18 protein-coding genes and 2 tRNA genes are annotated in these 25399 nt (G+C 39.7%); 5 read left to right on the top strand and 15 right to left on the bottom strand.

The genetic code is table 11. The annotated features are described in order from the left end of the window. The first annotated feature begins 21 nt into the window (after positions 1 to 21). Genes LPA49_RS16635 through LPA49_RS16615 form a run of 5 tightly spaced genes read left to right on the top strand, consistent with a single transcriptional unit; the run spans position 22 to position 8018 of the window. The gene (locus tag LPA49_RS16635) at positions 22 to 2712 is read left to right on the top strand and encodes a TonB-dependent receptor (RefSeq protein WP_230237312.1); all 2691 of its coding nucleotides are present in this window, start codon (positions 22 to 24) and stop codon (positions 2710 to 2712) included. 60 nt (positions 2713 to 2772) lie between these two features. After that, positions 2773 to 3549, top strand: coding sequence for a family 16 glycosylhydrolase (locus LPA49_RS16630; protein ID WP_065978475.1), 777 nt, complete (start codon positions 2773 to 2775; stop codon positions 3547 to 3549). Positions 3550 to 3584: 35 nt separating this feature from the next. Continuing rightward, positions 3585 to 6116, top strand: coding sequence for a glycoside hydrolase family 3 protein (locus LPA49_RS16625; protein ID WP_180310874.1), 2532 nt, complete (start codon positions 3585 to 3587; stop codon positions 6114 to 6116). A 58-nt stretch (positions 6117 to 6174) separates the two neighbouring features. Next, the gene (locus LPA49_RS16620) at positions 6175 to 7230 is read left to right on the top strand and encodes a sensor histidine kinase (protein WP_227006816.1); all 1056 of its coding nucleotides are present in this window, start codon (positions 6175 to 6177) and stop codon (positions 7228 to 7230) included. Continuing rightward, a complete protein-coding gene (locus tag LPA49_RS16615; protein WP_180310873.1) occupies positions 7227 to 8018 on the top strand; it encodes a LytTR family DNA-binding domain-containing protein in 792 nt (263 codons plus the stop codon). The genes LPA49_RS16620 and LPA49_RS16615 overlap by 4 nt, the downstream gene beginning before the upstream one ends. A gap of 69 nt (positions 8019 to 8087) precedes the next feature. Here LPA49_RS16615 and LPA49_RS16610 read toward each other — a convergent pair whose 3' ends face one another. The 15 genes from LPA49_RS16610 to LPA49_RS16540 form a co-directional block, all read right to left on the bottom strand. Continuing rightward, entirely contained in the window at positions 8088 to 8744 is a 657-nt protein-coding gene (locus LPA49_RS16610) for a LysE family translocator (RefSeq protein ID WP_074989381.1), read from the bottom strand. A gap of 32 nt (positions 8745 to 8776) precedes the next feature. Continuing rightward, a complete protein-coding gene (locus LPA49_RS16605) occupies positions 8777 to 9418 on the bottom strand; it encodes a bifunctional 2-polyprenyl-6-hydroxyphenol methylase/3-demethylubiquinol 3-O-methyltransferase UbiG (RefSeq protein WP_306822749.1) in 642 nt (213 codons plus the stop codon). 266 nt (positions 9419 to 9684) lie between these two features. Next, positions 9685 to 10065: an NAD(P)H-dependent oxidoreductase gene (locus LPA49_RS16600; RefSeq protein ID WP_180310872.1), complete on the bottom strand. Its 381-nt coding sequence runs from the start codon at positions 10063 to 10065 to the stop codon at positions 9685 to 9687. 166 nt (positions 10066 to 10231) lie between these two features. Beyond that, a complete protein-coding gene (locus LPA49_RS16595; RefSeq protein ID WP_075593515.1) occupies positions 10232 to 10927 on the bottom strand; it encodes a DUF4336 domain-containing protein in 696 nt (231 codons plus the stop codon). A 152-nt stretch (positions 10928 to 11079) separates the two neighbouring features. Further along, the gene (locus tag LPA49_RS16590; RefSeq protein WP_180310871.1) at positions 11080 to 11484 is read right to left on the bottom strand and encodes a MerR family transcriptional regulator; all 405 of its coding nucleotides are present in this window, start codon (positions 11482 to 11484) and stop codon (positions 11080 to 11082) included. A 110-nt stretch (positions 11485 to 11594) separates the two neighbouring features. Further along, entirely contained in the window at positions 11595 to 12596 is a 1002-nt protein-coding gene (locus tag LPA49_RS16585; protein WP_036968046.1) for a LacI family DNA-binding transcriptional regulator, read from the bottom strand. Positions 12597 to 12630: 34 nt separating this feature from the next. Beyond that, entirely contained in the window at positions 12631 to 14163 is a 1533-nt protein-coding gene (locus tag LPA49_RS16580) for an MFS transporter (RefSeq protein WP_180310870.1), read from the bottom strand. 17 nt (positions 14164 to 14180) lie between these two features. Next, positions 14181 to 15509, bottom strand: a complete 1329-nt coding sequence (locus LPA49_RS16575) for a GH1 family beta-glucosidase (protein ID WP_180310869.1) — start codon at positions 15507 to 15509, stop codon at positions 14181 to 14183. A gap of 408 nt (positions 15510 to 15917) precedes the next feature. Beyond that, positions 15918 to 17405, bottom strand: a complete 1488-nt coding sequence (locus tag LPA49_RS16570; protein WP_180310868.1) for a tryptophan halogenase family protein — start codon at positions 17403 to 17405, stop codon at positions 15918 to 15920. Positions 17406 to 17414: 9 nt separating this feature from the next. Next, complete coding sequence (locus tag LPA49_RS16565; protein WP_075593518.1) at positions 17415 to 18941, bottom strand: tryptophan halogenase family protein; 1527 nt, start codon at positions 18939 to 18941, stop codon at positions 17415 to 17417. A 201-nt stretch (positions 18942 to 19142) separates the two neighbouring features. Continuing rightward, on the bottom strand, positions 19143 to 22115 hold the full coding sequence (locus LPA49_RS16560) for a TonB-dependent receptor (protein ID WP_180310867.1): 2973 nt from the start codon (positions 22113 to 22115) through the stop codon (positions 19143 to 19145). Positions 22116 to 22693: 578 nt separating this feature from the next. Then, positions 22694 to 22770, bottom strand: a tRNA-Val gene (locus LPA49_RS16555). 26 nt (positions 22771 to 22796) lie between these two features. Continuing rightward, positions 22797 to 22873 (bottom strand) — tRNA-Val (locus LPA49_RS16550). Between the two features lie 113 nt (positions 22874 to 22986). Beyond that, positions 22987 to 24006 carry a DUF3080 family protein gene (locus LPA49_RS16545; protein ID WP_230237310.1) on the bottom strand — a complete coding sequence of 340 codons (1020 nt, stop codon included), beginning with the start codon at positions 24004 to 24006 and terminating at the stop codon, positions 22987 to 22989. Next, positions 23984 to 25339 carry an MATE family efflux transporter gene (locus LPA49_RS16540; RefSeq protein ID WP_180310865.1) on the bottom strand — a complete coding sequence of 452 codons (1356 nt, stop codon included), beginning with the start codon at positions 25337 to 25339 and terminating at the stop codon, positions 23984 to 23986. The genes LPA49_RS16545 and LPA49_RS16540 overlap by 23 nt, the downstream gene beginning before the upstream one ends. Positions 25340 to 25399: the final 60 nt, after the last annotated feature.

Here is a 25399-nt window from a genome sequence, read left to right as displayed (position 1 = left end):
CACACATTAAAAAGGTCGAATATGCACACAATAAATAAAAAAGCTGTTGCTATCGCTGTCGCATTAGCATGCTCATTACCGGTATATGCACAGAATAATGATCAGCAAGATTCAAAGTCTAAAGACGTTGAACAGCAGAATAGTGGGTTAGAAATTATCTCAGTAACGGCAACAAAACGTAAAACCAAATTGATGGAAACACCGGTGGCCATCACTGCACTTACAGAGGCTGAGCTTAAAAAAAATGGTGTAAATAACATAAAGGATATAGCGAACTTGGTGCCTAGCTTAGATATTTCTACAGCAACGGATCAATCTGCTCCTGTTATTTCAATGCGAGGCGTGCGTTCAACTAACTTAACTGAGTTAGGGGACCCTGCTGTTGGTGTTCATTTAGATGGTATTTATTCACCAAGAATGCAAGGTGCGCTTGCGCTGATGTATGATATTGACCGTGTTGAGGCGCTTCGTGGACCACAAGGTACTTTATTTGGCCGAAACTCGACAGTGGGAAGTATCAATGTGATTTCCGCCAAGCCTGAATTTGAAAACCAATATGGGCAGTTGAATATTGAAGCGGGCAAGTTTAATAGCCGCAGTATTGATGGCCTTATCAATATTCCAGTAACTGAAGAGTTTGCAGTTCGTTTTTCAGCGAAAGGCCTAAAGCGTGACTCTTACCTAGAGGGTTACTATGACCCTAACCAATATGACACGCGCCGACTTTCTGATGAGGTTTTAAATGCCCCTGTAATCTCTGAAGATTCATACCAAGGTGTTGGACAAACAGTGACACAAAGAGAAAACTGGTGGATTGATGGCGCAGGAACCGATCCTGAGGCTCAAAAAGTTCGTCAGTTAACAGCTGCAGATAAAAGTGATTTTTATAATAATGCAGATGAATATTCCTTCCGTATAAGTACACTTTGGGAGCCGTTGGATGGCAATTTTTCAAACCACACCGTTTTCCAAAAATATGTAAACGATAGTAATAATAACCTTGATTTAGTTAACTGCGATAAGTTACGTGGAAGACCCGCTGAAATGGGAGGTGATTGTACGAATTTCCTACCGAGTGATAACACGTATCAAGCCGTAGTTAATGTGCCAGGAAAGTTGAATCTAGACATAACATACCTTCGTAATACCTTTAACTACACCATAAATGATCAATATGATCTGGTGTGGTTAGTGGGATATGAAGATATGGAAAGGTCTTCAGCACAAGATAGCGAAGTTGGTTTAGACCCTTGGGATGGCGCTACTTATTTCCTAGATGGCACCGGAGCAGAATCATTTTCTACAGAATTACAACTGCAATCAGATGAATACGGTGACTTTATTTGGATTGTGGGTGCCAATTATTTTCATGAAAAAACAACCACAGTTGGTTATTACGATAATCCAATGGATGATAAAGCATTTTGGGACCAGCCAGACCGTTCAACAGATGCGTATGCTTTGTTTGGCCAAGGCACTTATAAATTAACTGAAAAGTTGCATGCGACATTTGGTTATCGCTTTAGTGATGAAACGAAGCAGGATAAAGGCGGTCGTACCTATCGTTGTTCAAATGCTGATGGCTGTGCTGTTGGTTGGTTAAATAGAACAGAGCTTAACAATCAACCTGTCGATTATTATGAAGATCCGTCTATTTATGCGTCGTACTTTGAAAACGACAATAAAGGAAGTTGGCAGCATCATGATTTTCGTGTTGGCTTAGATTATGACATCTCCGAAGAAACAATGCTCTATGCCTACCTTGCAAGCGGATTTAAAGCGGGTGGTATTGGTGATGTTTACGAAGTGGTTAATGATAGAACGGGTGAAGTAACTCGGTTTGAAACAAAATTTGATCCCGAAGAAGTGCTGACCTGGGAATTCGGTGCAAAGTCTAGCTTTTTTGATAATTCATTGAACCTAAAAGCTGCATTTTTCTATACAGATTATACAGATATGCAGTATGCGTCAGTGGGATCAATTGGTAATGTTGAGCGCTTGTCTGTTGTTGAAGATGAGGATGGGGCACCTGTAATCGGTGAAGATGGTCAGCCAATTCTTGATTTTCAGAATCAGCCTGTGATTGCTTATTATACTCAAAACGTTCCGGGCTCTACGATTAAAGGTCTTGAGTTTGAATTTGACTGGAAACCGTATCCAAATGGGCGAATTACTGGTTATGTGACCTGGACTGAGGCAAAAATTACGGAAGATTGGCACACTAAATGGGATTATGATTCTGAGTATTTGTTTAATATTTCTTATGAAGAATCTAAAGACCCTGAAAATACATTGCTAACGACTAACCTTAGAGGTAATAACTTAGCAATGACGCCAAAATACACGGCTAACATTAGTTATACACATACCTTTGATCTGGGTGAATATGGATTTATTCATGGTTGGTTTAATGCCAGCTGGAAAGATAAAGCGTATACCACCGTGTGGAATCTCGATAAGCATTTGGATGATATGGACTTTGCAGTTTCAGACGAAGCGACTAAATACATAGACGATAGCCGCGATGCCTTTGCTGTATACAATGCCTCTTTAAAATATGAGCCAAAAGAGAAAAACTGGTATGTAGAAATGTTCATCAATAATGCATCTGATGAGACGATTCAATACTGGAACAATACCAGCAAAGGTATTCCTAAGGGCAGCTTTGGCATGCCTAGGTATTATGGTGTAAGAGCTGGATTTTCATTCTAACCCCTCTATTTTACGCTCCCATATTTTTAATATGGGAGCCAAATTATTTAAGGCATAACAATGAAAAAACTGTTTCTTAGTGCATTATTGGGCTGCACAACTTTAGTCGCTACCCACGCGAATGCTAATTATTTTAAAGATAATTTTTCATGGGGATATGATAGCTCTGTTTGGACTGCACGTACTGGCAGTAATGGCACACCCTTTGGTTGCGCATTTAAAACTGATTTACTAAATCCCAGTGAGCATGGTTTAACGTTGTCATTAGCACAAGGCTCATGTTCAGAACTACAAAGCAACCATTTTTATGGGTACGGTAAAGTTCAGGGAAGATTAAAATCTGGCAACGTGGCGGGCACTGTTTCATCAATTTTTACCTATACATCGTGGTGGGATAGCCCTGGCCGAGCGTGGCAAGAAATTGATATTGAATTGCTTCCTTCGTTAGGTAATGTTGTTCATACAAATGTGATTTACCAACCGCAAGGTGGTCAATACCAAAGTTGGGAAAAGGATATTGACTTAAGTCAGTATGGGCTAGATTACCGAGAAAACTTGCTGACTATTGGCTTTGATTGGTCAAGCAATGCCATTCGCTGGTATTTATTCGATGCCAATGGCCATGAGCAAACGATCCGAACGGTGTATAAAGAAAACGGAGATGGTCATTTAGCAGAGAATGAAATTCCAGCTTACGCGTGGCCCATCGATAATAGCAAAATTATGATTAATCATTGGCATGGTGATAATTCTGTCGAAGCAAATTATTTTCCAGGTCAATATTATGGCGCTTCATCTTGGGTATATTACGATTTTATTGAATACATACCGCGTTGATTTTCTCTGTAATTAATTGTTCTTATAGGTTTTTGATGTCTAAATTTAAATTTTTAAAGTTACTGTTTTGCCCACTCTTTTTAACCGGCGTTGTTCATAGCCCATTGTCGTATGGTGTAGAAACGGGCAGTGTAAAATGGCCAAATGTTAATACGAAACTAAAACGCGATCCTGCAGTTGAAAAGCATATAGATAAACTGCTAGCCACGATGACAATTGAGCAAAAAGTAGCACAAATGGTTCAGCCAGAGATTGGCTATTTAACGGTTGAGCAAATGCGTAAGTATGGCTTCGGTTCATATTTAAATGGTGGGAACACGGCCCCTTATGGCAATAAACGTGCATCAATGGACATGTGGTTAAAGTACGCTGATGAGATGTATCTCGCTTCAATGGACGCATCTGTCGATGGTATTGCTATTCCGACTATTTGGGGTACCGATGCCATGCATGGCCACAGTAATGTTTATGGCGCAACGTTGTTTCCACATAATATTGGACTTGGCGCAGCTAGAGATACTGATTTGATTAAGCGAATCGGTCAAGCGACAGCTAAAGAAGTTGCAGCAACAGGAATTGAATGGAGCTTTGCACCAACCGTTGCTGTAGTAAGGGATGACCGTTGGGGGAGAACGTATGAAAGTTATTCAGAAAATCCAGATTTAGTAAAAGAATATGCTGCAGAGATGGTGATTGGTATCCAAGGAGAAATCGGCAACGACTTTTTGAAAAATACCAAGCGAATTGCAACAGCCAAACACTTTGTTGGTGACGGTGGTACAGAGCGCGGTATAGACCGTGGCAACACCATTATCGACGAGCAAGGATTAAAAGTAATTCATAGTCCGGGCTATTTTTCAGCTATTAATGAGGGTGTGCAGTCGGTCATGGCCTCTTTTAATAGTTGGAATGGTCAACGCGTCCACGGTGATAAGTATTTATTAACAGAGGTACTGAAAAACCAAATGGGCTTTGATGGTTTCGTTGTTAGCGACTGGAATGCGCATAAATTTGTTGAAGGCTGCGATCTTGAGCAATGTGCTGCTGCCATAAATGCGGGTGTTGATGTCATAATGGTGCCTGAACACTTTGAAGCTTTTTATCATAATACGGTTAAGCAAGCGAAAGAAGGTGTGATACCAGAGGCTAGAATAAATGATGCGGTTAGACGTTTTCTGAGAGCTAAAATTAGATGGGGAGTGTTTGCAAAGGGTAAACCTTCATTACGACCTGAGTCGCAACACCCTGAATGGTTAGGTGCTCAACCACATCGAGAGTTAGCTAGAGAGGCAGTGCGAAAGTCTCTTGTACTACTTAAAAATAACAATAATGTACTGCCAATTAATGCTAAAAGTCGCGTTCTCGTTGCCGGAAACGGTGCTGACAATATTGCTAAGCAAGCTGGTGGATGGAGTGTCTCATGGCAGGGAACGGACAACACCAATGATGACTTCCCCAATGCAACCTCTATCTTTGCGGGTCTAAAATCACAAATTGAAAAGGCGGGTGGTGACGTTGAGTTTGCTGAATTTGGCGATTATTCTGTTAAGCCTGATGTCGCGATTGTCGTAATCGGTGAAGAACCTTATGCCGAATGGTTTGGTGACATTGAGTACCTAGAGTATCAATATGAAACCAAAAAAGATTTAGCATTATTGAAGACTCTTAAGGCAAAAGGTATTCCAGTTGTTACTGTATTTTTAACGGGTCGTCCACTTTGGGTAAATAAAGAGCTGAATGCATCAGATGCTTTTGTGGCTGCGTGGTTACCGGGGTCAGAAGGTGAAGGTATTGCTGATATTTTATTAACCAATGAAAAAGGCGCTATTCAGTATGATTTCACAGGGAAATTGAGTTTTTCTTGGCCAAAATATGATGACCAATATTCGTTAAATATTGGCGACGAAAATTACCAACCATTATTTGAGTATGGTTATGGTTTAACATACGATGATACGGTTAACTTACCTGTGTTAACCGAAAAAACGACACCGAGGAAAGTGGCAAGTACAGATTCGAAAGCGTTGTTTGTAAGAAGTTTATCTGACAACTTAGTGTGGACTCTTCAAGCTGGCCAAACTGATAAAGTCATTACCAAAAATTCATCGGCTACAAGTACTGATGGTATGAGTTTGTTGATGCAATCGGTGAATTTATCTTATCAAGAAGATGCGCGACAATTTATTTGGCGTTCTGGAACAGATAAAGCGACATTTGCTTTAGCGTATCAAAAACCAGAAAAAATGAGTGAGATGTATCAGTCAGGTTACTTAACACTGAAGATGCGAATTAATAAGTCACCCGGTGAACATACAGATTTACAGGTTATGTGTTCTCAGAAACAGTGTTTAAGGAAGGTTAGTTTTTCTTCATTTGATGCGATACTGAGTGATAAAAAATGGCATACCTTAGCAATACCGTTAAGCTGTAACGTTGAGGGTACTGAGTCGAAAGCGATAACTGAGGTTTTGAAAGTTGAAGCAAACGAAGCGAGTATCGCCTTCGCAGACATTGGTTTAACGATTAAACCTAACAGTGATGCTGTTGTGGTAAAATGCAGTAATTAAATTTGGAGCAAAGCAGTGGGGTTGATAGCCCGACTGCTTTGCTTTTTGGATAAATGATTTGAATACATCGAACCCTCGTAGCCAGTTATTTTGGTTATTTCAAATTTGCGGTTGGCTAGTTTACGCGATTCTGACCGAACTCATGATCAAAGTTCCCAGTAATGAACCATGGGCTATTCACATCCCTCACCTGATAATTGATACGTGCTTTGGCTTTTTAATTACTCTTTTTCTAAGAAAGGTTTTCACCTATCTCAGTTTACTCGAATTTAAGTTAAAAGTAGCATTGCATATCGTGGTCGTTATCTCTGCAACCTTAATTTGGACCCAAATAAAGTGGGTCACTTTACAATGGTTCTATGGTAACTTTTGGCTGCCAATGAGCTGGTTTGATTTTGGTACTTGGACATCCGCCTCATTGACAATGTTGTCGACATGGACTGCCTTTTATTATGGTATTAAGATTTATTTAGATAACTTAGAACAAACACAAAAAGCGGCTGAGGCAACACATTTAGCAAAAGAGTCCCAGCTAAAAATGCTTCGTTACCAGCTTAATCCTCATTTTATGTTTAATAGTATCAATGCGATTTGTACATTAATCCTAAAAAAGGAAAGCTTAGAAGCCGTTAAAATGCTTGAAAAGTTATGTGATTTATTGCGACACAGTTTGTATACCGACCCGCTTGAAAAAGTCACAATTAAAGAAGAAATCGCTATTCTTCGTACATATTTAGACATCGAGAAGTGTCGTTTTGCAGATAAACTATCTGTCAATATCTCAGTTGAAGAAGGGTGTAGTGAGCTACTTATTCCCTCTATGCTAATTCAGCCATTAGTTGAAAATGCACTCAAGCACGGTATGGCAGCTGATAAAACAATGGCTATAACAATCGTAATTGAAAAGAGTAAAAACACCCTAATAATAAAGGTTTCAGACACCGGCAAAGGCTTCACACATAATGAGAGTACTAAACGTGGAATAGGCTTGGCAAACTGCGAGCAACGTTTGAAATTAATTTATGGTAAAGCTCAGCGGATAGAAAAAGGCAATCATTCATCTGGTGGAGCTTGGGTATGTATGACATTGCCAATTAATGGTCTTATTAAATGATTCAGTTAAAAACGTTATTAGTTGACGACGAGTATAGTGCAATTGAAGGCCTACGTATTAGGTTAGAAGAATTTGCTGAGATTAACGTCATAGGCAGTGCAAGCAGTGTGGATGACGCAATTCAGTTTCTGAATGAACATGAAGTAGATTTAATTTTCTTAGATATTGAAATGCCATCAAAGTCTGGCTTTGAATTAATAAAACATTTTCAACCTGAAACCTGTCCTGCTGTTATTTTTGTCACTGCATTTCATCAACATGCAGTGCGGGCTTTTGAAGTCAGGGCAATTGATTACTTATTAAAACCAGTCAAACTCACTAGGCTAGCAGAGGCCATAGACAGAGTGGTTAATAATGTAAAGCTATACCAAAAAAGTGAATTAATAGAAGTACAACAAGAAATAGACAAAGCAGAAGAATCAACATTTGAAAAATCAGCGCAGTCAGATTATAAGTTTGACGATGAAAACTTGGTTATTAGAGATGCAAAAAGCCCAATTCAAATAATACCTTTTGCAGATATTCTATGGATTGATGCGGCGGGTGACTACATGTGTGTCCACACAGAAACGGAAACCTATGTAATGCGAGCCAGACTAAAAGAGCTTGAAAGCAATACCTTGCCAGAGGCATTTTTGAGAATTCATAAATCGACGATCATCAATCTAGAGTATGTAAAACAGCTTGATCCCTTGCGTAACTCTGAGTACATGGCAACACTACACAACGGAAAAACACTAAAAGTAAGCCGTACTTATAGTAAACATCTAAAGGGCTTATTTAAATAATGACGTGATAATAGTTGCTGACACTGCGTATATTGCGAGTGGCAGCAACGATGATTAATACTTATCACATTACTGTTTTGACCATACTGATTTTACAATATTAAAACCAATCACACCGAGAACAGCACCTGTAACTTTATCTATAAAATAAGACGCTTTAACAAATTTTTCCCTGACTCTTTGTTTGGATAGCATGTAAATAATGGCAACATCCCATATAAAAACAATCAGGGTCATCCACACACCTAAAATCACCTTAAAGGTAATGCTAACCTCTGGAGTGAGCGCGACCGTAAACAAGCTCAGATAAAATAAGAGATTTTTTGGATTAAGAATACCTGAGAGGAATCCAGTCGCAAACTCTTTACAAAAGCAGGTGAACGAAAACGCAACCGAGCTGTGAGCTGCGATAACAACATTATTGTAAGCGCTCTTTGGTGCTTTCAACGCGTGAAAAGCGATATACATTAAAAACAGCCCACCAATCACTTTAAGTGCGATCATTAAGCCAACAGACGTTGATAAAATTGCCCCCACACCAATCAAACATAACCCTATATAAACTGCATTTGCTATCGCAATTCCGAGGGCGACGCCAATAGCATTCTTTTGGTTTCCTTTTAGTGCACTTTTCACTACCAGCACGAAATCGGGTCCTGGGCTGAGTAAAGCAAGGAAATGAGCTAGTGCCACAGAAATAAAAATACTCAGTAAACTTATATCCATATATACCTCTGTTAAAAATTATCTAGATTTAATTAGCGCTTACGGGCTTTGATTGAAAAAACCAATGGAACCTGTTGCCCGTTATGTAATAGTTGATAACCAGCGTGGGGAATATATTCTAGGCCATCAAAGCAATCATAAGGGCTGAAAGGGTATTCATCGTATGCTTCTATACTTAATCCCGCTTTTAGTAATGAGCTGATTACTTCACTTATTGAATGACTCCAACTGACTGTTTTGGATTTCGTGCCATCGCAGTTTTCGGTGTATGTTCCTTCCTCTTCAATATCAGGTGTTGATTTAGGAAAGTAACTGTAGCCATCAAAAAGTCCTTGAAAAGGATGAAATTCAATTAAGTAGAATTCACCACCAGCCTTCAAAGCATCGGCAATAACCTGTGCCCAGTTATCTAAATTTGGCAGCCAGCTAATTACCCCATAAGACGTGCATACAATATCGTATTGTGTATCATTGAACTGACCGAACTGGTAAATATCACTTTCAATGAAATGCGCATTTAAAGCAAGAGAGTCTTTGAGTTTATTTGCCTGTTCGATAGCCGTTGATGATAAGTCAACGCCAGTTACATTAGCCCCCAATCTTGCCCAAGACAAAGTATCTTGGCCAAAGTGACATTGTAAATGCAGAAGTGACTTCCCTTTAACATCACCCAAAAGTGAAAGTTCTATGGGATTTAGTGACGTTTGGCCTTCTATAAATGCGGGGAGGTTGTAAAATTTTGATGCAATGTGCAATGTGCAATGGGGTCTTGTTGTTCCACGCCTCTTTATTAATTTTAATATAATCCATCATTATTCCGTTTAAATATATGCGAATATTTAGCAGGGCTCCCTCATAAGAGCAACGCTAAACATAGAGTATAATAGCCTGTATTTTTTAATATAAGCCTTTAGTCATAGTATGAACCAATTTTATTATATCAATTAAGCCTGTGTTGTTTGGGCATCGTCAGATAATATGACTGAGCGTATTCTGCAGCTAGCTCTGCGGGTGTGTCCATTGTAAGAATCATTCTTGCAGTTTCCCCTTTGAGCTTTGCCAGTAATCCTCCCCACCACAAAGGAGATATTATGACGATATGATTAGCCCAATGAAGAGATTTGCTAAATTCCTTTAAACATGGCGCAAGCGGTTGGTCATCATCATAACCACACATTAAATTTGGATCAAAATCCATTTCGGGTAGATTAAAAATACGAATGTTCGCGGACTTGCGTGCTGCCTGTGCATATTTATCAGTAATACACGATGAAAAGCTGTTCTTTTTAGGATTGCCATTTACTAATATAATATTTTTCACAATTACCTCTCATGGGTAGAAAATAATTGTTATTTTAAAGTCTCCCCTGTGGTGGAGAGTCAATAGGCTTTCATTATAAAGAGTGTTTATTAGCAAATATTTATAATGTGAAATATTAATGTACTTGTATGGGGTCTTGGCAAAATTGCATTACGGGTAGCTGCGGCTATTTATTTTTTACCAACCAGTTAAAAGATTGCCGCAAAAAGTCTGTTGCGTCTTTCTTAATTATTTCACCATGCGCCATAATTAGCATATCTGCCTCCCAGGCAAATATCTTTCTAATATGTTTACTCGCTTGTGTTTTATTAAACATAAAGCTTAAGCGCCAGTCTATCGGCGTTTTTCCCTTTGGCGCTAAAATACCTGCGCCTTTAGCCAGCCATTTTTGCCAAAAGTTAAAATCGTTACCCGAAAAGTTTTCAACCAAATCGGTGACTATTAGGGTGTTAGATTGCTTATGAAAGAAGACACATTCCTCCATTAATGCTGAACCGGTGAATAATATCTGTGCAATGTCGTGTGACCAAGGGTATGACGTTTCATTATTTAATGATGCGTTGAATGAAATGTCATTGCGTTTCTTTATAAGCTCTTGCGTGCCATAAACTTTAGCGTCGCTGTATGCATCTATCCATTGTGGTAAAAACAAATGATGAAGGTGGTTAGGTGCAATTAAAAACGTTACTTTTCCTAAGCTATCTACTTGCTGCTGCAAAGCCTCTGTTAATTCGATAGGACTGTGTACCCACAACTCATTATTTGAAAGCTTGATTATGGTCATACGCGTAGAAAAGGGTAAGCCTAAAAACGTGACACTTTTGCCATTAAAGATCCAAAGATTTTTTGCTAAATTTTCCATGTCATTCCTTATAGTTAGAAATTACTTATAAACAACGCAGGCAAGGGCCTGAAAGAGTAGACTACAAAGCGAATTTATCTATTCAAAAACATACCAATTCAAAAACTAACCGATTAGTAAACGGATAAGCAGTTTGTTTAAAATGATTTGATTTATTTCGTAATCGCGACCTTTTGTCCATCATACACTCTCTCGTTAAGGAGAGAGTCAAGAGGTGTTTGCTGATTGATTATACTGATACATGAGTCTATTTTGGTAATTTTTGCTGCGGTTGCGTTTATTTGCTCTGTTAGACGTTCTTTTAGTATCACTAAAAACTCACTAATTTCTGACCAGTTAGCCTTTGAATCTTTAAATTTAATTAATCCCTTAAGTTCAGACAATGTGACGCCTAGGGTTTTAGCTTCAGAAATTAGCTTTAATATTTCAACGTGATCGTCTGTGTAGACACGGTACTTTCCTTGTCTTAGAGGTACTGGTATTAGACCTTTTTCTTCATAAAATCGGATTGTTTTGACTGTTAATTGTGTCTTCTTTGATACTTCACCAATAAACACCAACATCTCCTTTATCATATTTAGATATTAGTTGAATGTAACAAGTAGAAACGAAGACGTTGTCAACGCTCTACTTATTTATATTAGATAATACTCTCAAGGGGTTACCGTTAATTTGACCTTGGCGTTGAGTCTCGCATCATAAGATTGGGCGAAAAGATATGTTCTATATCGGCACGATTTTGTTTATAAATATCTCTTAAAACTAAATTAGCGGCCATTTTCCCCATTTGTTCAACGGGATTGTCAATCGTCGTGAGAGTAGGGTACAAATAACTTGTAAAATGAACATTATCGAAGCCAATAATTGCGAGATCTTTAGGAAGTTCAAAATTATGTTCTCGCGCACATTTCATCACGCCCGACGCCATTTCGTCATTAGCACACACGATGGCAGTAAATTGCTTTTTATTTTCAAAAAAATGCTTTAAACCATTGTATCCGCCCGTTTCCTTAAAATCGCCAACGTACAGAGATTGCTCATCAAAATGGATATTGTATTCGTTTAGAGCCTTTTTATGCCCTGTCAGACGGTCCGCTGCATCTGGCTTAAACAAGGGCCCTGCTATATAAGTTATATCGCGGTGCCCTAAGTCTAGTAGGTGCTTGGTTGCTAAATAGCCTCCCATGACATTATCAAGGCTTATGCAGTTTTCTTTCATTTGCTCAACATATCGGCTGATTAAGAAAATAGGGGTTTTTCCTTTATTTAGCTCAACTAAATAATCATCAGTAACAGCCTCAACATGGGCAATAATGGCGTCACAGTTTCGAGAGATCAAAAATTCTAAACCATTTTTTTCTTTGTCTTCTTCACTGTGCCCCGGTGTGATTATGACATGCTTACCTGCCGCTCTTAGTTGGGCTTCAATGGCAGACATCATTTCTCCAAAGAATGGACCGTCGAGCTCTGAGACTAACACGCCAACACTATTTGAACAGTTTGAAGCAAGAGAACGAGCAATAGAGTTAGGCTGATAGCCTAGCTGTTTCATTGCATCAAGCACTTTTTGTTTTGTTTTTTTACTTACATAGTCGTTTTCATTCAACACGCGAGAGACGGTTGAAAGAGAAACACCTGCAAGCTCAGAGACCTGATAAATAGTTGCCATAATGATAATTTAATAAATACCTTTGTAGATTAATTTACAGACTTGCACGTCTAATTGCCAAGTCTTCTGTAATTTTTTCTGTCATCTCAGTGGTTAATGGATATAAGAGCATGAGTGCGGCCGCTAAAAGTGCAAACGCTGCGGGTAACCAGCTCATAAGCAATTTCATACCTTCTAAAGATTGAGCGATTGTTGTTTCATCCATACCGTTATAGCCGTAGCCCGCGAGTACGACTAAAACAAGCGCACCGGCGAATCCACCGCCTGTCTTTTGCACAAATGTACCTGCAGAATAAATAAGGCCAGTAGCACGGCGGTTATTTTTCCACTCAGAATAATCAGCACTATCACCGAGCATCGAGAAAAACAGGGTAGGCATCATGGCTGCAAAGAACTCGGCACTACAACCAAGAGCAAAGATCAGCGGGATGTTGTCACTTGGTAGCCAGAAAAAGGCAATTGTAAACAGGGCGCTTAGAATTAATGAAAGAATAAATAAAGTGCGTTTTCCAAATATTTCAGCCAGCTTCCCCGTTAGTAAAGCCCCAAAGATAGAGACAACTAACAAGGCAATAAAATATTGTCCGGCCATCAGCTCATTACCCACATAATATTTAAAGTAATAGGCAATCACACCGTACTTTATGCCATTAAACATCATGGTTAAAAAGCCCATGCCTAATAATATAAGCCAAGGTTTATTGGTTAATAAGTCCACCATATCCAGCTGAGAGCCACTGAGTTTACTGTGATCTTGAGACAGCAATTTACGAATGACAATTGTCATTAAGCCCATTGTTACTGCAAAGAAAAGGCCTGAATAAAGTTCACGATAATAAAAAAACAACGTAGTTGCTAATAATGGAAGCACTATAAAAGGTAAGCTCTTACTTAAATCTAATAACTCATATTTTAATGAGGTCTGTTTTTTTAAAGCGGGTTGAACGCGCTCTTTCGTACTGGCAAAGGTGATCAGCATGAGTATTGTGAGTAAAGCAGCGAATAAATACATAGTGTATTGATAACCTTGCGCACTGTTTCCTTGGCCAAAGTAAGCAACTAAATCCGGTAAAAAACCCATCACTAATAGTCCACCAGTGAATGCTCCAGCAAAACGGAATCCAGAGAGTTTTGCCCGCTCTAGGTCACCCCCTGTCATGACTCCCATTAAAGCTGAATAAGGGACATTACTTACTGTGTAAGCTAATGTGAGTCCGATATAAGTAAAGTAGGCGTATATTAGTTTTGCGACTGGGCTAATGTTGGGGGTGGTAAAGCACAGTACCATGAATAACGCTAAAAAAGGCGTCGACCACAAAATCCAAGGACGAAATTTTCCTAGTCGCGTTTGAGTACGGTCAGCTATCATTCCCATAATGATATCGGTGACACCATCGGATAAACGTACGACTAGAAAAAGGAGGGCAGCGGCAGACGCTGAAATACCAAACGTGTCAGTATAAAAAACGGCTAAGTAGGCTAATGCGCCACGCCACACTAAGTTGGCGCCCGCATCACCCATTGCGTAGCCTATTTTTTCATGTAAGGGCAGAGTGTTTTTTATCATTATTGGTATCTTTATTATTAGCGGTTTTTAATTAAGTGACTGTATGCGTTGCCACTGTCTTTAATAACACGTTGCTGGGTTACATAGTCGACATAAACAATACCGAAACGTTTTGAGTATCCTTCTGCCCATTCAAAATTATCCATTAAACTCCATGCAAAATACCCCGAGACAGTAACACCTTGCTCCATTGCGTCGTTCACAGCATTTAAGTGGCTATTATAATAATCAATTCTATCTTGATCATGAACCTCTGAATTAATCATCTTGTCATCCATAGCTGCCCCATTTTCAGTAATAAAAACAGGAGGTAGCTGGTATTTTCCATGCAGCGATACTAATAATTCAGTGAGCGCTTTTGGGTATATCTCCCAGCCAATATCGGTCATTGGTGCTTGGTGAGGCATTTCTTCATAATAATCAGTTTCGCTCGCTTGATAGTGTAATCGCGTGTAAAAATTGACACCCAAAAAATCAAGTGGTTGAGCAATTGTTTCCATATCCCCTGGTAATATGTCAGGTTTATGAGCCTCAGGTAACTGCTCTATAATGTCAGGGTACGCTCCGGTCATTACCGGTTTCATGTACCATTGATTTATATAGTCATCAGCAAATGCTGTGGCAGCTAAATCGGCATCACTTTGAGTAACCGGGTAACAAGGGGTGAAGTTAAGTACAATTCCATTGAGCGCGTGTGGGCTATTTTTATTCAGAACCTTCATGGCTAATCCATGGGCAAGTAATAGGTGATGCGCTGCTTTTCGGCCAAATTCACGGCCTTTTATTCCAGGAGCATGAACACCAATTTCATAGCCTAAGTATGAACTACAGAAAGGTTCATTCAATGTCGCATATGAATAAACCTTATCACCAAATGCTTTACTTATTAAATCAACATAGCGTTCAAATTCAAAGGCGGTTTCTCGATTTAACCATCCCCCTTTGTCTTCCAAGTGTTGCGGTAAATCCCAATGGTAAAGCGTCACAAAGGCTTTTATATTACGACGTGCTAACTCATCTAGTATATCGGTATAAAACTTTACACCATCATGATTTAAAGTGCCGTCTAAGGTTATGACTCGTGGCCAAGAAATTGAGAGGCGATAAGCATCCACTCCCAAAGAGTCAATGAGAGCAATATCTTCACGCCATTTTATGACATGTTCACACGCACGTTCACCATTCGAATTATCGGCGATTTTTCCTGGGGTTGCGCAAAAAGTGTCCCAGATGCAGGGGAGGCGCTTATCCGCAGAACCTTCAATTTGAAACGAAGCCGTAGCGACGCCATAGATAAAGTCTTTGCTAAGCATAGGTGAGTTTTTTGGTAACGTGAGCTGAGTCATTTAAAGAAACCTTTGGTGAACAATTGCAAGTTAAATGGTGACTAATTCTTTTCTACTGAAAGCGCTTCCATGTTTTTTCAAAAAAACACGCAAAATATTGCGTGTTTATGGTAGCGCTTCCATATTTAGGTTAGAGACTAATTTGGTTATGGTCAATAGTTTATTTTAATAACGGGTTTAATACGGTGTTTTTTGCATTTTAAAAAACAATAAAGCAAGTGTTACTGCTTGCTTTATAAAAGAAAAAACGATTAATAATTCCACATCTCTGCTGACACTCGCTGTAATAGTATGACCTTATAAAACGCGTATACTTACCAAACATATTTAACGAGGTATGAGTACTGACACAGCATACAGACTCTATGCGATATGAGCCTAAAAAGTGCATGGCAATCAGTCAATACACTAATTGTTCTGTGAGCAATACTTACTTACAAACTCTTTATGGTTAGGCAATTGCGCAAGGCGATGTGCTATTTGCTGTTTAATACCGTGTAAAAACTGCATTAATTCTTGTTCACTCATTAAGCTGGCTACATGATGATATTGCTGTGGCTTTATTCCTTGGCCAAGCATTACCTGCACCCATGAATCAACGCGAAATATGTCACCGTCATCTAAAAAAACGCGCCCTGTTTGTTTAAATAATGCAATTTTATGGCTGAGTGTTTGAGTGATCTCCATTGTTTTGCAATGACGCCAAAATTCACTATCGTCGCGGTCGGTTACCCTGTAGTGCAGCACGATAAAATCACGAATGCTCTCGAGTTCAGATTTTAATTGTTTGTTGTATTCATCAATTGCATGTTGGCTGATATAGGTGAACGGGAATAATCGTATAAAGCGGATTATACCGGTCATAATAAGGTGAATACTGGTTGACTCGAGAGGCTCTAAAAAGCCACTTGCGAGACCCAAAGCGAGGCAGTTTTTATTCCAGCCTTTTAGACGACGCCCCGTTTTAAATTTTATGACTTTTGGTTCTGTTAAAATCTCGCCACTAATATTGTTGAGTAATAGGTGTGTGGCATCCGCGTCAGTCAAATAGCGACTGCAATACACTAAGCCATTACCTGTACGGTTTTGTAATGGTATTTGCCACTGCCAGCCCGATTGGTGTGCGATTGAGCGTGTATACGGGAGAATTTCATCTGAGCCTGTTGTTTGTACAGCGACAGCGCTATCACACGGTAATAAGTGTGACCAGTCTTCAAAGCCTGTATGCAAGGCTTGCTCTATAAGTAAGCCTTTAAAGCCAGTGCAATCAATAAAAAAATCCCCCGAAACGGTGGTGCCATTTTTTAACGTGACACTTTCAATGAAGCCATTCGTTGCAGATTTGTTGATGTGCTCTATCTTTCCTTCTATGCGTTTTACGCTGTGTTGTTCAGCAAAGTCTCGTAAAAATAAAGCATAGCGATTGGCATCCAAATGAAAGGCATAGTTGATTGGGTTTTGCTTGTTGAAGCCAAATTTTCCGTGTTTTGCAGCCTGCAATTCGTAACAATAGTCGCCAAAATCATCTTTAACACCTTGATTTTGAGCATGTAACCAAAAGTGATGGAATTCGCCAGCCCAGCACTCTTTGCCTGTGATGCCAAACGAGTGAATATAGTCACTGTTTGGTTTGTGCCAATTCTCAAAACTGATCCCGAGTTTAAAAGTCGCCTGTGTTTGGGTCATGAAGCGCTGTTCATCTATACCCAGTAACTTATGAAAGGTGCGAATAGGGGGGATTGTTGCCTCGCCGACACCGACAGTCCCAATTTCATCAGATTCAATTAAAGTGATGGTTATTTCATTGCCTAATAATTTAGCTAACGCAGCTGCGGCCATCCAACCGGCGGTACCGCCCCCAGCAATAACGACATGTTTGGTAAAGTGATTTGTCATTCTTAACCCTTACTTAGCTAATAGTTGTTGGAGTAATAAGCGGTTGCTAGGTAAATTTTTTAAGTAGTGCCCAATCCGCTCTCGATTTAGCTTACACAGTTGCTGCGCAAATTCTTGCTGTTTTGTGCTCATATGAGCGGGTAAACGGGTGTGAAAACCCATGCCATAAAGCACATATTGATAACTAGCCGAAGGGAATACTTCTTCATTTTCAATTAAGTCAAACCGACTTGGCGGTTGATAACACCATAATTCGAGTAATTTCTGTAACGCGGTTGGAATTGTATTCGTTTGGCGGTTATCGAGCCAGTATGGGCTATCATTACGTTTGCTAAGCACATAATGGAGTTTTAAGAACTCGATGACTTTTTGCCAGCGGTAGTTAAAGCGCTCATTAAAACGTGCGCTTAATAAAGTCATATGTTGGCGGTTTGACGGCATTTGCTCGCTTAGCATACTAATACTTAGCTCCACCATCGCTAAAGCTGACGCTTCCAAGGGCTCAATAAAGCCTTGTGACATACCAACAGCGACACAGTTTTTATGCCAAAACTCTTTTCTGTATCCTGGTGTAAAGCGCAGCGTTCGAGTATCAAGTTGCTCCGCTAGTTTGGAGCCAATAGATTGCTCTGCATAGTGTTTTAAGGTCTTTATTGCCGTTGCTTCGTCACAATATTTATCACTGAATGTGTATCCTATGCCCCGTCGAGTAGGTAATCCAATATCCCATATCCAGCCTGCTTGTTGCGCAGTGGATAACGTTGCTGACGCGATATTATCGTGTGGATCCTGATAGGGAAGGTGGGTCGTGACGGCGCAATTATTGAATAAAATGTGATTCTGATTTAAGTACTCTATTTGGTAGTGCTTTGCAATTAATAAGCCTGCACTACCTGAGCAATCAATAAATAAATCCCCAGAAATAGCTGCGTTACTGAGCGTATTTACGCTTTGAATATAGCCATGACTATCATTATTTGCATTCAGTACATCATCAACAATGTGTTTTACATTAAGCTTGTTAACACAATGATGCGCTAAAAAGTGAGCAAACTTATGTGCATCAAGGTGGTATCCATAATTTGTAACAGCTGCATAATCAGGTGTTTGGGCTTGCTTTGGGGCGAGAGCGGCCTGACAAACAAAGCTTTGCATGTTTACAGTGTCAGCGTATTTATGCTCTGGGGATAGGTATTGCCATGCCGCATGAATATCACATTCGGTATAGCCTTGAGGCACCATAAAAGGGTGATAGTAATTATCGCCTTCTAATTCTGTTTGCCAGTTAATAAATTTAGAACCTTGTTTAAACGAGGCGTCGCAATGACGTAAAAAGTCAGTTTCTTTAATACCGATGCGTTGCAGTGTGTTTCGCATCGACGGCCATGTGCCTTCTCCAACCCCAGAGATCCCAATATTAACTGACTCGATTAACGTTATGTTTTTATCAGGGTGTTCGCTTGCCAGTAATCCCGCTGTTAACCAACCTGCGGCGCCACCACCCACGATGACTATGTTATTTATGTGTGTATTCATAGCATTACTTTAAATAATAAAAGCCGCTCCAAACAAGGAACGGCTTGCGGGCATAAAAAGGGTTCAGCTAAATATGCCTCTGACAACAAAGCTAATTCTCATTACCATGAGCAATAATTAACCAGTGGTTCACACTGAAACACGTACGGTGTTTGTGCATCAAGAGACTGGCTAAAAATGCATCACGATAAGAGATAGTATCTAGAAGTTATAGCGCATACCGACATTATAACGCGCGCCATTTTGTTCTAAATTCCATAACTGTGCTTTGTAGCGACCATGCTGGCGGCTATTTTGTTCTGTGATGTTAATCCCTTCTATAAAGAAAGACATTTTTTCACTGTAGTTATATGCCACATTAAAATCGACTTGATAATATTCTTCTGTGAATGCTGGTTCGTTAACATATCGTGCAGCACTGTTTAAGAACTTATCTCGCCAGTTATAGGCAATACGCGCTTGGAATTTATCATTTTCGTACATGGCTATGATATTTGCTGTATCACTTAAACCGACTAATGCAAATTGTGTTGTTGTGGGATCTGCTGCAACGTTAAAATCAATATCGCCATTTACAATGGTGTAGTTGGCTTGAACACCAAACCCAGAGTCACCGAAGAAGTGCTGAATCGCTAATTCATACCCGTCTATTTTGGCGTCTTTATTGTTGGTTGGCACTTGAGCTGTAAATTCCATTAACGGATCGTCACCATTAGGCAATATATCATATGCGGCTTCGAATTCTTCGTAGCTCATTGAGTCAAATTCAACCCCATTTTCCATTGCAGCCACCATTTGGAATAGGTTTGAATCTGTTATTGCAAGTCCTCTGGCTTGTAATTCAGCAATGGCCGCTTGTGCACGAGGGCCAGCTGAGACATCACGTAAGTCATAGTAGTTTTGTGTCATGGGTGTTAAACCAATAAAGTTGTCGACTTTTTTATTGTAATAACCAACAGATACATAACTAACATCACTGTAATACCATTCAACAGACACATCAAAATTGTCAGACTCAAGCGGGACTAACCCCGGGTTACCTGTTGATGCTGGTGCATTCGTTGTTCCCGGAATAAGTTTTGGACCTGTAGGTACGCCGACAGTCGCTGCAGAACTTAAATTATCATAAGTAGGGCGGGCGATCGTGGTGCTGTATGATGCTCTCACTTTTACATCATCAACCACGTTTATATCGAAATCGATACTCGGTAAAAAATGGTTGTAGTCAGAACTGAGAGAGTAATCTTGTTTATCTGTACCATAACGCACATTGAAGTCATTATTGCCTTCCCATGCAACAGCATTAGGTAAATCAATATTAGCAGTTGATGTGACATCTGTGGTTTCGTAACGCGCACCCACTAATAGGTTGAATGGCATATCACCTATTTCACCTTGATGTTTATATTGTACAAAGGCTGCTTTAATTTCTTCTTTTATTGTTCGGTTGGTCGCGAATGCACCGTCAGCAGCAAAGTTAAAACCGTACTGTTGTGCAGCCCAATAACCAATTTCAGATGCACTGCCAGTAAACCCTTGATCAAATGATCCTGAGGTATCGTAGTCATCAAATTCATTTAAAAAATTAGTCGGGTTTAAATAACCATCAGGAAGTTCCCCTGGGTTTTCGATACCCCAGTTACCCATTGTGTTTCGAGTAAGAGATTGTAATGAATGACTTTCCATTGAACGAGACTCAATGCCGAAGTCAATCACGCCCGTTTCTATTTCATATTTACCGAGTAATCGGAATTCATCGACCGTTGATTCTTGACGAGCAAAGTTACTATCAAGAATAGAAGTACCTACATCGCTTTGTTCCAAAGCACCACTGCAGTTGAGGTTAGTGCGCGAGCAATCATCAAAATTGATAACCATCGAAGGAAGATCGCGGCTAAAGTCAACTTGCTGGCCTGCAACTATATTGGCACCTAATCCCGCATTTACCCAGCTGCCGTAGGGGGCATCGGGTTCACTTGTTGCTTTTGAGCTATGTGCGTCAAAAACAAAGCTGAGTTGATCATTAAAAAAGTACTCAAGGTTTAGGCCGATAGAGTCATTTTTATTTACTTGATTTAACTCTTGTAGAGCCAAACCTATATCTCGAGTTGATAAATCACGACGCTCTTCTTGGTAATAAATAGGCGTTTTTACGGAATTATCGTCAAATATTAGGTGGGTTTTATAGTTATCCATCCATATTGACTGCTCTGCGCGTGCTTCATATAAGTCTTGTTGCGAATAGGTATAATCAAGTGTTGCTGTTAATGATTCGACGGGACTATATTGTAAAGTTAATTGAGCGTTCGTACGTGTTCTTTCGCGGTCCGCAATTGTATAGCGAAGATCAGATGGCATTGAATAATACTGGCCCATAGCAGGGGCGTTCTCAACAATAATGTCATCAGCTGCTTGTGGAATTGTTCCATCGTATGCTGTTGTTCGCCATTCGTTGACAAATGCACCCGTTGCAGAGCTATCACGTTTTTGCATACTCGCGGTGAGTGATGCGCCAAATTTGGCATCGGCATCAGTCCAACTAAAAATACCTGATATCTCTGGAGTGATATCATCAGCAACACGATTTGTTGTATCGTGCATTGCTTTTACACCCACGTTTGCAATTAAACCAGGGTTATCTAATGGGCGAGTTGTATTAATGTTGATTGCTGCACCAATTCCACCTGAAGCAATGCTTGCTTTACCTGTTTTATAAACTTCGACTGATTTAACACTTTCAGAGGCTAAGTTTGCAAAGTCATAAGCTCTTGAGTTAGGTGTTCCTCCTCCCGCTGGTAAGGAAGCTGCTGGCATAGTACGGCCATTGAGGGTAACCATATTATAATCAGGACCAAAACCACGCACAGTAACCTTCGAGCCTTCACCATTACTTCTATCAATTGATACACCCGTAATGCGTTGTAATGATTCTGCTAGATTCGTGTCTGGGAATTTACCAATATCTTCAGACGATATTGCATCCACAACACCGGAAGAGTAGCGTTTTAGTTGCGTTGATTCTTTTATACTACCTTTAAAACCAGTAACTTGAATAACTTCAATGTCGCTGTTGTGTTCAGTTTGTTCTGCGAAGGCCGGTAAACAGGTACTTGCACCTAAGAGCAAAGATAAGCTAGTTGCTAACTTTGTTCTTTTAAAGTTATGGCTTGACATTAGGTTTCCCTCGTTCTTTATCATTGTTATTCACGCAGCAAGTGCATGCTATTGTTGTCTAAATATGCCTTTTCATAAATATGGAAGCGCTACCATAAATAACGAAAAAGAAAACGCTTCTGAAAGCGCTTCCAGAAAAGGGTAGTGCTAATTTTCGTTTACGTCAACAGTTGATTTAAAAAATTGATTAAAAAATAACACAAGCCATTTACCGTTATTTATTAATTCGTTTTCATTATTACCGTTTACTTCATGTAGTAATTAAATGATAAATAAGTGCGGTAACTAACAGAGTCATTGCGATTTTTAATTATTCTACGACTCGCTTAAAGCTTGCAGTATCTGGCGTGGGCTAGGAGCAGTGAGCGTGATATAACCAACAGTGCTAGGGAAAATATAATTAAGAGTGGGTGTGCTTTAAGCCACTGGGCTAATTATTTTTATGAAAAAATTTTGGAGAGAATTAATTGATACGACCGAGTGGATACGCACCACAGACCACTGGACCGGGTCATTAAGAGTGGGTGTGCTTTACGTAACTAGGCTAATTATTTTTATGTAAAAATTTTGGAGAGAATTGGTACGACCGAGTGGATTCGAACCACCGACCCCTACCATGTCAAGGTAGTGCTCTAACCAACTGAGCTACGGTCGTACAATAAAGAAATATCCAATAAATCGTGGTACAACCGAGTGGATTCGAACCACCGACCCCTACCATGTCAAGGTAGTGCTCTAACCAACTGAGCTACGGTTGTATTTTGATTTTAGCGGTTGTTTAATTGGCTAAACAACGGTGGCTAATATATAGCGACTGGTTACTTGAATCAAGCTGCTTTAGCTATTTTTGTGTTAAGTGCTGTTTTTTTATTCATAATGGACTAATTTCACACTGCTTATAAAAGTTTTGCCACCAAGTAACGTGTTGTTTTGCTGAAAATTTAAGCTGTGTAAGAATGTTGCCTTCATGGCTGCTATCAACATAATGACCTAACGTTGGGTCTTGCCATATTTTTTCGTACAAAGGTAGCAGTGACTCGAGTTTACCTGTTAAGAATGATTGATAGGGTTGTAACTGCTCTAAATAAAACTTTTTAAAAATATTACTGAGCTTTTGTGCTTTCTGTTTATTTTTGTTAGCAGGGCAGAGTGCGTCTATTTCATATTGCTGCAATAACGTTGTGAGTTGCTCATTATAATGAATTTGTGTTCTTACGGCAGACACTAATAAGGTGTTGTATTTAAACTTATTTAATACTTCTAACGCGTTTATAAGCGACGCTGTATCAATTTTACTAATGTCACCGGTTTTAATTTGTTCGTTTAACATCGCGAACATGCTCATAGCGTGCTCGGTTTCTGTGAAGCCTGCCGTGTGTTCATCTAAGTTAGATGACGTAAGTTGCCAAATAACTTTGAATTCTCTTTCGTTCGTTATCATTGCTTCAAAATACTGCGGGAGCGTTTGTTGTTTTTGCTCAGAAGCTTGGGCAATTTTTGTATACAGCGGATTGTCAGGCGATAGGGTATCTAAGCACTTTTCAGCGGCTTGAATAAATTCAATTTGATAGCTAAGCACACCCGCAGCAGTGGCTGTTTTACCTAATTGATTATTATGCTCTGCAATTAACGTTGCGAGTTCACATTGACGTAACTGCGCAAGTTCTAACATGCCAATGGTGTGAACGCTGCCTGAAACGATATCAAAATGAACGGGCTCAATGCGCGCGGGTTTAGTGAGTTCAAATTCTTTAAATGCTAGAACATTATTGAGCCTTTCGGCATATGTTTTGTTTATATCACTGGCTGAGGGTGAGCAACCAAATAGCACAAGGCTCACAGCACACACTGTGAGCTTAAATAAAGACTTAGTTTTGCTGAAAAGGTGCATAGTTAAATCGCCTATGAACTGTGTACATCAACATGATGGCCGCAGCACTGAGGCCAACGATAATACCTATCCAAAACCCATGAGGCCCCATCGCTGGCACAATTAAATCTGTACGAGCAAGTACGAATCCAAGTGCAAAACCGATCAACCAATACGACACGAAGGTAATATAACCAATTGGGGCGGTATACTTTAAACCACGTAAAATTCCATTGGCAGAAACTTGTAATGCATCAGGTAATTGGTAAATACAGGCAAGTACCATGATTGATGAGGCAAGCGCTAAAACCTCAAGATTATCTGAGTACAGTTGGCTAATAATATCTCGCGCAAAGAAAGTCACACTCGCCAATAAAAAGGCAATAATAGCGGCTAAAATATAGCTTGTACTCACCGCACTTCTTAATTGTTTGAAATGCTGTTGTCCAAACAAATTACCAATACGAATACTAATAGCTATAGATAAACTCAACGGCATCATGAAAAGTAAAGTGGTTACACTTGCCGCTATTTGATGGCCTGCGACAGCAACAGCACCTAAATGTGCAATAAACAGTGGAATACAGGCAAACAGTGTCACTTCGAAAAATGTGGCCAGTGAAATAGGAATGCCGACTTTAGTGATTGTCCACATAGTGGCAGGCTGTGGTAACGAGAAATTCGCTAATAACGCCTTTGCATTAATTTTTTTATCAAAATGGCAGTATATCATTTGTGTGATAGCCATCGCCGTAAAAACTAACGCCGTTGCAATACCACAGCCTGCACCGCCATACGCATTAAAACCTAAATGACCGTGTATAAACACGTAGTTAGCAGGAATATTAACGGCTAAGCCGATTAAGCTTATGTAAAAAGCAGGTTTGGTCATGCCCATACCCTCAGTGATATTGCGATAAACACTAAAGAGTAAAAAGCCAAAAATGCCCCATTTTACAAAATGTATATACTGTTCAGCGAGCGTTGTAATCGCCGCTGTTGTATTTAAATGAGAGAGAATATTGTCAGCTAAAGTAGCAAGCCCTAAGCCAATGACACTAAGCACCAGCGCTAAATATAGACCTTGTTGAAAATAATGGCTTATGCCGTGTTTGTCATTTGAGCCCGAAAACTGCGCAATAATTCCCGTCAGTGCAAGCAGGATACCTTGAAGCGCTAACATTAAGGGGTTCCAAATACCTGTTGCGATTGATAAAGCAGCCAGATCCGTTGCACTCACTTGTCCTGCCATTACGGTATCAACAACCGTCATTAATATCAGTGTCACTTGCGCCAAAAATACAGGGATGGCTAAAGAAATTAACCGTTTGGCTTCCCAACTACAAAAAGACATAAAATACACAACTAAAAAAACAGGTTGTCATTGTAATCTATTCAAAGATCAATAAAAATC

It is taken from the genome of Pseudoalteromonas sp. MB41 (assembly GCF_020966275.1).
Taxonomy (GTDB): domain Bacteria; phylum Pseudomonadota; class Gammaproteobacteria; order Enterobacterales; family Alteromonadaceae; genus Pseudoalteromonas; species Pseudoalteromonas lipolytica.
Note: the sequence above shows the minus strand (reverse complement) of the source record. Positions and strands in the feature narration are given on the sequence as shown.

Bases quoted from the DNA above. Each gene is read 5' to 3' on its own strand.
- LPA49_RS16635 (WP_230237312.1), top strand. From the start codon at position 22: ATGCACACAATAAATAAAAAAGCTGTTGCTATCGCTGTCGCATTAGCA.
- LPA49_RS16630 (WP_065978475.1), top strand. From the start codon at position 2,773: ATGAAAAAACTGTTTCTTAGTGCATTATTGGGCTGCACAACTTTAGTC.
- LPA49_RS16625 (WP_180310874.1), top strand. From the start codon at position 3,585: ATGTCTAAATTTAAATTTTTAAAGTTACTGTTTTGCCCACTCTTTTTA.
- LPA49_RS16615 (WP_180310873.1), top strand. From the start codon at position 7,227: ATGATTCAGTTAAAAACGTTATTAGTTGACGACGAGTATAGTGCAATT.
- LPA49_RS16610 (WP_074989381.1), bottom strand. From the start codon at position 8,744: ATGGATATAAGTTTACTGAGTATTTTTATTTCTGTGGCACTAGCTCAT.
- LPA49_RS16595 (WP_075593515.1), bottom strand. From the start codon at position 10,927: ATGGAAAATTTAGCAAAAAATCTTTGGATCTTTAATGGCAAAAGTGTC.
- LPA49_RS16585 (WP_036968046.1), bottom strand. From the start codon at position 12,596: ATGGCAACTATTTATCAGGTCTCTGAGCTTGCAGGTGTTTCTCTTTCA.
- LPA49_RS16580 (WP_180310870.1), bottom strand. From the start codon at position 14,163: ATGATAAAAAACACTCTGCCCTTACATGAAAAAATAGGCTACGCAATG.
- LPA49_RS16575 (WP_180310869.1), bottom strand. From the start codon at position 15,509: ATGACTCAGCTCACGTTACCAAAAAACTCACCTATGCTTAGCAAAGAC.
- LPA49_RS16570 (WP_180310868.1), bottom strand. From the start codon at position 17,405: ATGACAAATCACTTTACCAAACATGTCGTTATTGCTGGGGGCGGTACC.
- LPA49_RS16565 (WP_075593518.1), bottom strand. From the start codon at position 18,941: ATGAATACACACATAAATAACATAGTCATCGTGGGTGGTGGCGCCGCA.
- LPA49_RS16560 (WP_180310867.1), bottom strand. From the start codon at position 22,115: ATGTCAAGCCATAACTTTAAAAGAACAAAGTTAGCAACTAGCTTATCT.
- LPA49_RS16545 (WP_230237310.1), bottom strand. From the start codon at position 24,006: ATGCACCTTTTCAGCAAAACTAAGTCTTTATTTAAGCTCACAGTGTGT.
- LPA49_RS16540 (WP_180310865.1), bottom strand. From the start codon at position 25,339: ATGTCTTTTTGTAGTTGGGAAGCCAAACGGTTAATTTCTTTAGCCATC.